The sequence below is a fragment of the Clostridium sp. FP1 genome (assembly GCF_011065975.2).
Classification (GTDB): domain Bacteria; phylum Bacillota; class Clostridia; order Clostridiales; family Clostridiaceae; genus Clostridium_AD; species Clostridium_AD tagluense.
The window spans coordinates 3,295,536-3,307,513 of record NZ_JAAMNJ020000001.1 but is presented as its reverse complement, the minus strand read 5'-3'; the positions used below and the strand labels follow the sequence as shown (position 1 = coordinate 3,307,513).

General features: G+C 29.7%; 14 protein-coding genes. All 14 read left to right on the top strand.

Annotated elements, in window-relative coordinates; genetic code table 11:
* Positions 1-9: 9 nt before the first annotated feature.
* Positions 10-270 (top strand): HPr family phosphocarrier protein, encoded by a 261-nt coding sequence (locus tag G9F70_RS16160; protein ID WP_164944172.1) that lies wholly within the window; start codon positions 10-12, stop codon positions 268-270.
* Between the two features lie 125 nt (positions 271-395).
* Positions 396-1,373: a tyrosine-type recombinase/integrase gene (locus G9F70_RS16155; RefSeq protein ID WP_164944171.1), complete on the top strand. Its 978-nt coding sequence runs from the start codon at positions 396-398 to the stop codon at positions 1,371-1,373.
* 443 nt (positions 1,374-1,816) lie between these two features.
* Positions 1,817-2,914 (top strand): WG repeat-containing protein, encoded by a 1,098-nt coding sequence (locus tag G9F70_RS16150; protein WP_164944170.1) that lies wholly within the window; start codon positions 1,817-1,819, stop codon positions 2,912-2,914.
* A 212-nt stretch (positions 2,915-3,126) separates the two neighbouring features.
* Positions 3,127-4,371, top strand: coding sequence for a UV DNA damage repair endonuclease UvsE (gene uvsE, locus G9F70_RS16145; protein ID WP_164944169.1), 1,245 nt, complete (start codon positions 3,127-3,129; stop codon positions 4,369-4,371).
* Between the two features lie 52 nt (positions 4,372-4,423).
* Positions 4,424-5,047, top strand: coding sequence for a HutD family protein (locus G9F70_RS16140; RefSeq protein WP_164944168.1), 624 nt, complete (start codon positions 4,424-4,426; stop codon positions 5,045-5,047).
* Positions 5,048-5,065: 18 nt separating this feature from the next.
* A complete protein-coding gene (locus G9F70_RS16135) occupies positions 5,066-5,308 on the top strand; it encodes a hypothetical protein (RefSeq protein WP_164944167.1) in 243 nt (80 codons plus the stop codon).
* A complete protein-coding gene (locus G9F70_RS16130; RefSeq protein WP_164944166.1) occupies positions 5,271-5,414 on the top strand; it encodes a hypothetical protein in 144 nt (47 codons plus the stop codon). The genes G9F70_RS16135 and G9F70_RS16130 overlap by 38 nt, the downstream gene beginning before the upstream one ends.
* A gap of 69 nt (positions 5,415-5,483) precedes the next feature.
* Entirely contained in the window at positions 5,484-5,813 is a 330-nt protein-coding gene (locus G9F70_RS16125) for a hypothetical protein (RefSeq protein ID WP_164944165.1), read from the top strand.
* Positions 5,814-5,976: 163 nt separating this feature from the next.
* Entirely contained in the window at positions 5,977-6,306 is a 330-nt protein-coding gene (locus G9F70_RS16120) for a single-stranded DNA-binding protein (RefSeq protein WP_164944164.1), read from the top strand.
* Positions 6,307-6,431: 125 nt separating this feature from the next.
* On the top strand, positions 6,432-6,911 hold the full coding sequence (gene msrA, locus G9F70_RS16115) for a peptide-methionine (S)-S-oxide reductase MsrA (RefSeq protein WP_164944163.1): 480 nt from the start codon (positions 6,432-6,434) through the stop codon (positions 6,909-6,911).
* 295 nt (positions 6,912-7,206) lie between these two features.
* Positions 7,207-7,917, top strand: coding sequence for a pseudouridine synthase (locus G9F70_RS16110; protein WP_164944162.1), 711 nt, complete (start codon positions 7,207-7,209; stop codon positions 7,915-7,917).
* Between the two features lie 215 nt (positions 7,918-8,132).
* Entirely contained in the window at positions 8,133-9,011 is an 879-nt protein-coding gene (locus tag G9F70_RS16105; protein WP_124999141.1) for a MurR/RpiR family transcriptional regulator, read from the top strand.
* A 188-nt stretch (positions 9,012-9,199) separates the two neighbouring features.
* Complete coding sequence (gene gdhA, locus G9F70_RS16100) at positions 9,200-10,552, top strand: NADP-specific glutamate dehydrogenase (RefSeq protein ID WP_124999143.1); 1,353 nt, start codon at positions 9,200-9,202, stop codon at positions 10,550-10,552.
* A 195-nt stretch (positions 10,553-10,747) separates the two neighbouring features.
* Complete coding sequence (locus tag G9F70_RS16095; protein WP_164944161.1) at positions 10,748-11,974, top strand: NAD(P)/FAD-dependent oxidoreductase; 1,227 nt, start codon at positions 10,748-10,750, stop codon at positions 11,972-11,974.
* Positions 11,975-11,978 lie beyond the last annotated feature (4 nt).

The following is an 11,978-nucleotide window of genomic DNA, read 5'->3' as shown; positions in this document are numbered from 1 at the left end:
TGAAGTGAATTGGTAACAAGAGAAGTTATGGTTAGTAATCCAAAAGGGCTGCATGCAAGGCCAGCTACATTATTAGTAAGGAAAGCTGCTTCTTTCAAATCCGATATAGGTTTAGAATATATGGGTAAAAAGGCCAATATTAAGAGTTTAATAGGTATTTTATCTCTTGGTGTTGGTTCTAACAGCACTGTAAACGTTATAGCAAATGGTGATGATGAAAAATTAGCCTTAGAAGAAATAATAAACCTAATTAGCTCCTTAGAAGAGTAATTAATCATTTAAAAAATAACAAGTCAAAGATGCATTATAGTCTGTATACTTTAAAAAGCTGCTAACTTACTGTTTGCAGCTTTTTAAAATTCATAGAAAAAGGAAAATATTAAGGGAGAATATATATGATAAAAAAAATTATAGAATACAATTGTGATTCAAACGTATTTTTAGGCAATAAACATTTTATATGGTATTTTCTTGAGATCAAAGCTAGAAAAAGTATTTATACTGCTAAAAGCTATGAACGCGATATAAAAGATTATTTCAGCGTAGACTCTATTTCTGATATCAGTATAGAAGATATTAGAAAAGTTTCTATAGTAAATACACAAAATTATATAATAAAATTAATGGATAAAAATATGTCTTCTGCTACTATAAATCGGAAAATATCATCATTGAGTGCACTATATAAATGGTTATTAAAATACCAAGATAACTCTACAGATATTCATATAATTAAATATAATCCTTTTGGAAATTTAAAAGAAGAAAAACCAGTTATAAACAACAAGGAAACTGAGTTTTTAACAAAAGAAGAGTGTAAGGTTTTATTAAGTAGTATAGATACAACTACTATATTGGGCCATAGAAATAAAACTATATTAGTACTCGCATTAACCACTGCTTTAAGAAAATCAGAAATTATAAATATTAAAATAAAACATGTTACTACTTATACTGGTTATGATGTAGTTAAAGTAAGGAGAAAGGGTGGCAAGGAGGATATAGTAAAACTTCAAAAAAACGTTCTTGTTATGATTAACGAGTATATTCTGCTTACTAAGAGAAATAAGTTATATAGTGGAGAGGAGTATTTATTTATTGGTCATTCCAGTAATGGCAAGAATAAAGAAAAATTAGATGCAAGTACTTTAAATTACATGATAAAAAAAGTATGCAAAAATGCAGGCATAGATAAAAAACTGCAAGTTCATTCTACTAGGCATACAGCCATTACTCTAGCAATTTTAGAAGGGGCTACCGTAGAAAAAGTTCGGGATTTTGCCGCGCATAAAAATTTAGCCACCACTAATCGGTATATTCACTCTGTAGATAGGTTGAAAAATAATGCTGGTGATTTAATTGATTTATTTTAACGACATTTCAGAAGGAAAGTCTCCCACTTTTATAAGTGGGGGTTACATACTACAACAAAAATAAAACTTCACTGGGGGGATAACAATTGATAATTGTTATCCCCCCAGAGGTCTGCAAGGGGGTAAATCTCCTTCTGAAGTCGTTAATACTGCAGCACTGCAGGTGATGATTTAACAGGGTAGTAGATTCTAAAATTTGAATAAATCCTTAGCATCACGATTCCCTAAAAAAATGAAACCTATAAGGTTTTATTTTTTTAGGGAATTTTATAGTCTTACTATTACAAAAAAAATAAATAAATTTAATAGTTTCAATGTATAAAATATATTACATATTTTGTAAAATCTATTTACACGAGCACTTTATGGTGGTATTATATGTAATATATTACCAATTAATTACGAATTGTTTTAATTATTTTAGTTACGAGGAGATGTAATATGTGGAAAAAAATAAAAGAATACGAATAACAGCAGTTACTATTTTAATAACAGGGCTAATCATATGTTTACCTTCAGTAAGTAAAAAAGGCAAGGAAATTGTAAATTTGAATAATCTGGAGGCTACGAAGAAGAGTAATATGGTAGCTGCTAATTATGAAGGAAAGTGGGGTTTTATTGATAAGGGTGGTCAGTGGGTTATTAAGCCAAAGTTTAGTGCAGTAGGAAAATTTTCAGAAGGGTTAGCTTCTGCTGAATATGAAAATAAGTATGGGTATATAGATATAAAGGGGGAATGGTCTATAAAGCCAAATTTTGACAATGCATATAATTTTTCAGAAGGATTAGCATTAGCAAGCCAAAATGGTAAATATGGCTATATAGATAAAAAAGGGACTATGGTTATAGAACCTAAATTTAAGGGCACTTCACTTGGAAATTTTAAAGAAGGGGCTGCAGTAATCTGTAGTGATGGAAAATGGGGATGCATAGATAAAAGTGGTTCATTTATAATTGAACCTGTATTTGATGATATCGGGAATTATTCTAGAAATTTTCAAGTTGTAGAATTTTCTGAAGGGCTAATACCTGCTTGTTATAACTATAAATGGGGGTATTTAGATAAAAAAGGGAATTTCATTATAAAACCCCAATTTGATGATGCAGAGGACTTTTCGGGTGGGCTTGCTTTTGTGAAAGTAAAGGATGAATGGGGTATTATTGATAAAAATGGTACTTTTTTAATACAACCTAAGTTTGAAGATGTATCAGATTTTTCAGATGGATTAGCTGCAGTAAAAACTGAAAATAAGTGGGGAATAATAAATAAAAAGGGGGATTTTATAATAGAACCTAAATTTGATAATAACCCCTATTCCAAATTAAAGTACTCTGAAGGCTTAGTAGCAATAGAAAAAAATGATAAATGGGGTTATATGGACAGTAAGTTGCATTGGACCATTAAACCTACCTTTGAATCAGCTTCAGACTTTTCAGAAGGTGTAGCAGCGGTTAAAATGGATAATAAGTGGGGGTTCATAGATAAACAAGGTAAATTCGTCATAAAGCCCAAATTTGAAAATGTATTTGATTTTCAATAATTTATGAAATAATAAGTGACTTATATTTATTTGAAGTTTAATTTATATTGGTGTATAGTGATAAAAGGGTTAAGAGAGTTATTTATGCTTTCTTAATCTTTTATTGCTTTTTTAACGACAATTATGTGATTAATATAGAAGAATAACCTGGCAGAAGTAGTAGCAATATACGTATAGTTTTTTATAATTATAAATATGAACAGGAGGAAAACATGAAAATTGGATATGCATGCATACCGCTTACAATAGATGCAAGAACAAACAGAAGATTAACGCTGAAAAATTTTTCCGAAAAGATGCTTTTAGAGGTATTAGAGCAAAATCTAATAGATTTGAGAGAAATACTAGAGAATAATGAGAAGTATAACATAAAGTTATTTAGAATAAGCTCAGATATAGTTCCACTAGGAAGCCATAGTATTAATGAAATTCCTTGGCATAAATATTTTCAAAATGAATTAAATGAAATAGGGGAATATATAAGAAAATGTGGTATGAGGGTTTCTATGCATCCAGGACAGTATACAGTTCTTAATGCAGAAAAAGAAGACATTGTAGAAAAAGCAATTAAAGATTTGGAATATCATGCTAGACTTCTTGATGCATTAGGGGTAGACGGAGAGAATAAGATAATACTTCATATTGGTGGTGGTTATGGAGATAAGGCTTCCGCTATGAATAGGTTTATTGAAAACTATAAAAGATTATCGCTATCAGTAAAGAATAGGCTTGTAATTGAAAATGATGATAGAACATTCAATATTAATGATTTACTTTTCGTAAGTGGTAAAATTAATATACCAGTAATATTTGATAACCTTCACCATGAGTGTAACCATGAAATGGAGATTCCAATAAAAGAGATAATGAATAGGGTAGCTAAAACATGGAAAGAAGAAGATGGAAATCCAAAAGTCCATTATAGTCAACAAGATTTACATAAACATGTAGGGGCGCATTCAAATACTATAATAATTAAAAACTTTCTAGAATACTATGAAGAAGTTAAAGAGTTTAATCTTGATATTATGTTAGAAGTAAAAGATAAGGATGTTTCAGCTATAAAATGCAATCTTGTAGTTAGTAATATGAATAAGAAATTAAAGCATGTAATTACAGAAAAGCAGTGGGCAAAATATAAATATTTGCTAATGGAAAGAAATTATAAATATTATAAAGAGTGTAGCCGCCTTGTTAAAGAAAATTGCAGTATTCAGGAATTCTATGAGTACACAGATGAAGTAATGAATTTTCCTGTAGAGAATGGAAGTTTTATAAACACTTGCGAACATGTTTGGGGGTATGTGAAAAATAGTGCTTCTGATAAAGAGCATGCGCATTTTAAAAAACTTCTAATGGATTTAGAACATAAAGAAAAGGTTAAGATTTATCTGAAAAAATTATGTGATAAGTATAATGTTGAGTATATACTTAATTCCTATTATTTTCATTATTGATTTTTTTAAATTTATGTTACTAGTAGGCTTATAAAAAAAGGAGGATATATAAATGTCATGCAATATTGAAGTAATTAAAAAAAACCAACATAAAACAAGTGAATGGTCTGGTGGTACGACAACTGAACTTTACATTTATCCTGTGGATTCACAATATAGTCTTCGTAGTTTTAAATGGAGGCTTAGTTCTGCAAAGGTCCAAGTAGAATCTTCTACATTTACTTTTTTGCAAGGCATATCTAGGATTATTATGGTTCTTGAGGGAGAATTACTTCTTGAACATGAAAATCATCACAATGCTATGTTAAAAGCATTTCAGCAGGATAATTTTAGCGGAGAGTGGGTGACAAAAAGTTTTGGTAAGGTTACAGATTTTAATTTAATGATGGCTAAAGGTTACAAAGGGAAATTAGAGGCGATTTCAGTTAATGCAGGAGAGTTTAAAGATATTAATCTGAATGATGTTGAAAAGTCTTCGCAAATAACAGAAGCATTCTACATAGTAAAAGGTGATATAGAAATAGATTCAGAAATAAATGGGAAAATAAATCTTAATCAAGGTGATTTAGCAATAGTAACTAGAACAGATAAAGAAATCATTTCACAATTTATGATTCAAAATAGAAGTCACGAAGAATCAATAATTATAAAAGCGTCAATATTTTACTTAGAGTAATTCCAGAGGGGGACAAACATGAAGAAAACGGATTGGCGTTTAAAACTTTCGGTATTATTGATACTTTCATCAGCATTATTATATTGTTTTCACTATTTTGTTTTTAGAGATGCACATCATATATTCTTATACATTGTAGGTGATTTAGCATTTATACCTATTGAGGTTTTATTTGTATCATTAGTTATAGATGGAGTTATTAAAATAAGAGAGAGAGGCCTTAATGGAAAAACTCAATTTAATAATAGGTGTATATTTTAATGAAGTAGGTACTACTATTTTAAAATACTGTACATCAATTCATCCAAAGGTAGATGAAATAGCAAATCCCCTGATAGTTGAGCCAAGTTGGGAAGAAAGAGATTAAAAAAAAGCATTAGAAAAATGCAAAAATTATAACTATGAAATTGAATTTTGCAAAGTTGATTTAGAAAGAATGAATGAATTTCTATTGTGTAAAAGGGAATTTTTACTTAAATTATTAGAACATGAAATTTTTACGCATTTATTAACTGCAGTTTTTCATTTACAAGATGAGTTATCTTCAAGAAATTTATCAGAACTAAGAGATGATGAAAAAGAACATTTAGAAATTGATATAAAAAGAGTATATAGAGCAAGCGTAGGTCAATGGGTTTTGTATATGAAGCATTTAAAAAATGCTTTTCCATATTTATTTGTTACGGCAATGACTAATAATCCTTTTGACACAAGAACTAAAGAGGAAATTGAAAAAAATATTAAGACTATATATTACAGTAAATAAATTTTTGATAAAAAATATACTTTCGCTTTCTTAGATTCACTCTAGGAAGGCGAAAATTTTTTGTTGCCCCAAAACAATAAATTTAAAAGCAAACATTTGTTTGTATAAAAATTATTTTTGCTGTCAATAATTTAAAAAGCTATTAAAAAAAAGGAGAGATATTATGAATAATGTATCATTGATAGGCAGAATAACAAGAGATTTGGAACTAAAAGATTTTAATGATGGAAAAGGGTTTTATACTAAATTTACATTGGCAATTAATAGAATACAACGTAAGGACTCACAACCTGAAGCCGATTTTATAAATGTTTTAGTATGGAATACACTAGCAGAAACTATGTGCAAATATTTAGGGAAAGGAAGCCAAATTGGTCTAACAGGTAGACTTTGCAGCAGCAGTTATACAGATAAAGATGGAAACAAAAAATATAGTATGGAAGTTGTAGCAGAGGATTTTAAGTTTTTAGATAAAAAGAAAGAAATAGTATAATGTAAGTAAAACTAACAAGGGGAAAATTTACTATTACTAGATTGTTTTTTACAATTAGTTAGAAAAGCAAATGCATTTGTAGTAATATATATATGTACTAGTTTATATAATATGGAGGTGCGTTTATGAAGACTATTGTTGTAGCAGGAGGATGTTTTTGGGGTGTAGAAGCTTATATATCAAGAATAAATGGTATTATTGAAACTGTAGTTGGTTATGCTAATGGTTCAAAGAAAGATCCAACATATAATGAGGTTTGCACGGGAAGCACAGGTCATGCAGAAGCATGTTTAATAAGTTACGATGAAAACATTATATCCCTTCAAAAAATATTAAATAAGTTTTGGGGAATAATAGATCCTACGGTTTCTAATAGGCAAGGGCCTGATGTAGGTAGTCAATATAGAAGTGGTATTTATTATACTGATAAAGTGGATTTAGATATTATATTAAAAACAAAAGATGAAGCCCAAGGTAAATATAATAAACCCATAGTTACAGAAATACAGCCTTTAGTTTGTTTTTACGATGCTGAAGATTATCATCAAAAGTATCTAGAAAAAAATCCTGGAGGCTACTGCCACATTAATTTAAAGGATGATTAAGTTAAAGAAAAGCTTAAAGACATAAAAATAAGGAAGTGTAAATTTTACACTTCCTTATTTTTATGTCTTTGTTGACTGTAGCGTGAGTTATATTTTTAAGGAATCATTATGTATATATTATATCATTAGGCAAGTTAAAAGAAAGGGTAGTGAAATATATCACAAAATTTTACTTTGGAGGTACTAATCAAATGAAAAAAAGATTTCGACAATTGATTTTTTACTAATATACTTATATACTTCTTTATGAAGACTTAATTATATAGTAATTAAAATAATATTAGGAAGTGGTATAGTGGAAGAGCGTTTGCAAAAATTCATGGCTAGATGTGGGGTTGCTTCAAGAAGAAAATGTGAGGAAATAATTACAGGTGGGAGAGTAAAAGTAAATGATTTTGTAGTTACAGAACTTGGACAAAAAGTTAACCCTGATAAAGATACTGTATATGTAGATAATAAAATTATCAATATAGAAGAAAATAAGGTTTATATTGCATTAAATAAACCTGAGGGAATAGTATCTACTGTAAAAGATGAAAAAGAAAGAAAAACCATTTTAGATTTAGTGAAGACAAAAGAAAGGATATACCCTATAGGGCGTTTGGACTATGATACATCTGGTTTAATTATATTAACTAATGATGGAGATATCTATAATAGGGTGATTCATCCAAGGCAAGCAATTAATAAAGTTTATATAGCTTTATTAGAAGGCTGCGCAACAGAGGAAGAAATATTTAAGTTCTGTAATGGTATAGATATTGACGGATATATTACAGCAGGAGCAAACTTTGAAATGAATAAGAGAATTGGATTTAACAGCAAGGTTACAATTACTATTCATGAAGGAAAGAATCGTCAAATTAGAAAAATGTGTGAGGCTATAGATCATCCAGTTATTGCATTAAAAAGAGTTTCAGTTGGTGAGATTACACTGGGAAATATGGAAAAAGGTGAATGGAGAAACTTGACTGAAGAAGAAATAAGATATTTGAAGAATTTATAATTATTAAATGTCAGTAGTGTTTTGAAGAAATCAAGATATTATGGAGGAAATCTTAGCTGCTTAAAATAAAAAACAGCTAAGATTTCATAAGAAATGAATAATTTGTTGAAACTATGTTCAATAAATGATAAAATGAAATAAAAATTTCATTTATTTATATAATGAATTTTTTATTTCATTTTTAAAAAGTTAACATAGAAAGGGTTGGGGTTATTATGGAAAACAACAAACAAGATTTGATGAGGGCTATTCAAGTGAAGTTTCCGCGTTTAAGTAAGGGACAAAAGTTAATAGCAGAATATATTTTAAAGCACTATGATAAGGCTGCTTTTATGACGGCTGCAAAGTTAGGTTCTAGTGTAGGGGTAAGTGAATCTACAGTTGTAAGATTTGCTAACGAATTAGGTTTTAGTGGGTATCCAAAACTACAAAAATCTCTTCAAGAATTAATTAAAAACAAATTAACTACTGTGCAAAGAATTGAATTATCTAATGATTTTATTACGCAAGAAAATGCATTAAAAGGTGTATTAAAAGCTGATATGGAAAATATTCGCGCCACTCTTGAAAAGATAAATCATAAAACTTTTGAGGACGTAGTAAATTCACTATTTAAAGCTAAAAAAATATATATAATTGGACTTAGAAGTTCCTCAGCGCTGGCAGAGTTTTTAGCCTTTTATTTAAATCTAATTTTAGATAATGTTAAGGTTGTTGCCTATGGAGTTAGCGATATATTTGAACAAATAATTAATGTTTCTGAAGAAGACGTATTGATTGGAATAGGATTTCCAAGGTATGCTACAAGGACAATTGAAGCTTTAGCTTTTGCTAAAAGCAGAAATGCTGATGTTGTAGCAATTACAGATAGTTTATTATCTCCACTTGCAGCTAAAGCTGACTACACATTAATTGCTCAAAGTAATATGGCTTCTTTTGTTGATTCTTTAGTAGCACCGCTTAGTGTAATAAATGCACTAATTATTGCTGTTGGACTTCGTGAAAAAGAGAAAATTTCAAGAACATTTTCTACTTTGGAAAGTATATGGGAAGAATATCAAGTTTACTCTTATAAAGATAAGAATGAAAGATAATCCCGATAAAATATTCCCTTAGAATAATTATATGTAAATGTTTACTCTTTTTTTAAAAAATAATGTTTTTTTTAAAAATAAAGAAGGATTATTGAAAAAAATATAGAATATACTATATATAAAGCAATTTAGTATGCATGATGGTATTAAATTGAATTTATACATTCATTTTTGGGAGGGATTAAGTTATGGAAACAAAAGCTTATATTCAACAGGTAATAGAAAATGTTAAAAAGAGAAATGCTAATGAACCAGAATTTTTACAAACAGTTCAAGAGGTATTAGGATCATTAGGACCAGTTTTAGAAAAACACCCAGAGTATATGGAAGCAAATCTTTTAGAAAGATTTTGTGAACCAGAAAGACAAATTATGTTTAGAGTACCATGGATAGATGATGCAGGCGTTAATCAGGTTAATCGTGGTTTTAGAGTGCAATTTAATGGATGTATAGGACCATTTAAAGGTGGTTTAAGATTTCATCCTTCAGTTTATATAGGAATCATTAAATTCCTAGGATTCGAACAAATATTAAAGAATTCATTAACTGGACTTCCAATAGGCGGAGGTAAAGGTGGTTCTGATTTTGATCCAAAAGGAAAATCTGATGCTGAAATAATGAGATTCTGCCAAAGCTTTATGACTGAACTTTACAGACATATTGGACCAGATGTAGACGTTCCAGCTGGAGACATTGGTGTTGGTGGACGTGAAATTGGTTATTTATTTGGACAATATAGAAGAATCAAAGGAAATTTCGAAAATGGAGTTCTTACAGGAAAAGGATTATCTTATGGTGGAAGTATAGGAAGACCAAGTGCTACAGGATTTGGTATAGCTTATTACTGTGAAGAAATGCTTAAACATGAAGGAACAAGCTTTAAAGGCAAAACAGTAGCATCTTCAGGTTTCGGTAACGTTGCTTGGGGTCTTTGCAAAAAAGTTGAAGAATTAGGTGGTAAAGTAGTAACACTTTCTGGTCCAGACGGATACATATATGACCCAGCTGGAGTACTTGGCGAGAAAGTAGATTACATGGTTGAAATGTTACGTGTAAACAAAGGCGCAAGAGTTAAAGACTATGCTGACAAGTATGGTTGTGAATTCTTTGCTGGAGAAAAACCATGGAATGTAAAAGTGGATATAGTAATACCATGTGCTACTCAAAATGATATTCATATTGAGCATGCTAAACAAATAGTTGCAAATGGAATAACAATGGTTTGTGAAGGCGCTAATATGCCATGTACTAATGAAGCCGTTGAATACTTCTTAGAAAAGGGACTTAAAGTAGGACCATCTAAGGCTGCAAATGCAGGTGGAGTTGCTACATCAGCACTTGAAATGAGCCAAAATAGTATGAGATTATCATGGACTGAAGAAGAAGTTGATGCAAAATTACATGCAATTATGGTTAATATATACAATAATTGTAGAGATGCTGCAGAAGAATTTGGATTTGGTTATAATCTAGTTGCAGGAGCTAACATTGCAGGATTTGTTAAAGTTGCAGAAGCTATGCATTCACAAGGAAGTTATTAATTATTAAGTAAACGTTTTTAAGAGAATCCCTTTATTGGGATTCTTTTTTTCGTTTCCCTTGTTTTTATCTTTATAAGAAAACTTACTAGAAAAATATATGCATTATTTTAAATTATTTTATTTATTTTAAATAAGGTTAATAGATTAATATATTATATTAAGTTATAATGGTAAGTATTATAAGGGAGTGATTAAGTGTCAAAAATAATTATTATTGGAGGAGGACCAGCAGGTATGATGGCAGCTGTTACAGCTTCATCAAAACACGAAGTGGTACTCATTGAAAAGAATGAAAAATTAGGAAGGAAACTTTATATAACAGGTAAGGGTAGATGTAATATTACAAATGCGAAGGATATCGGTGATTTTTTTGAAAATATACCATGTAATCCGCATTTTTTATATAGTTCACTATATTCTTTTACTAACGAAGATACAATGAATTTCTTCAAAGAATTGGGAGTTAACCTTAAAGTTGAAAGAGGAGATAGAGTATTTCCGCAGTCAGATAAGTCTTCAGATATTATAAAAGCTTTTAATATGGAATTAAAAAATAAAAAGGTTGAAATACTATTAAACACAAAAGTGAAAAAGTTAATTAGAGATAATCAAAAGATCATTTCCGTTGAACTCGGTGATGGAAGTATTGTATTAGGGGATTACTTTATCTTATGTACTGGTGGTTTATCATATCCACAAACAGGTTCATCTGGTGAAGGCTTATCTTATGCTCGTGTTTTAGGACATAATATAATTAAACCTAGACCATCTCTAGTACCAATAGAGGCTGAGGAGGCTTGGATCCCTGATGTACAGGGTCTTTCTCTAAAAAATGTAGAATTAAGAATTACTGATAGTAAAAATAAATGTGTATATAAAGAGTTTGGAGAAATGCTTTTTACTCATTATGGTATTTCAGGACCTATTGTTTTAAGTGGTAGTAGTTTTGTGAAAGAGGGAGTAAAATTAAAAGCTTTCATAAATCTAAAACCAGCTTTAAGTGAAGTTGAGCTTGATAAGCGAATTCAAAGCGATTTTATAAAATATGCAAACAAAGATTTTAGAAACTCATTAAATGATTTACTTCCTAGTAAATTAATTAATACAATAATCCAATTATCTAATATTGATGAAAATAAAAAAGTGAATTCTATTACTAAAGAAGAAAGAAAAGTTTTAGTGAATTTACTTCAAAATTTGACTCTTAACATAAAAGGTCTTCGCCCAATTGAAGAAGCGATTATAACTAGTGGCGGAGTAGATACGCTGCAAATAGATGCGTCTACTATGAAATCAAAAGTAATTGATAATCTTTATTTCGCAGGCGAAATGATAGATGTAGATGCATATACAGGAGGTTATAACCTTCAAATAGCATTATCGACAGGCTATTTAGCTGGGAATAATGTAGGGGAAGACTAATACT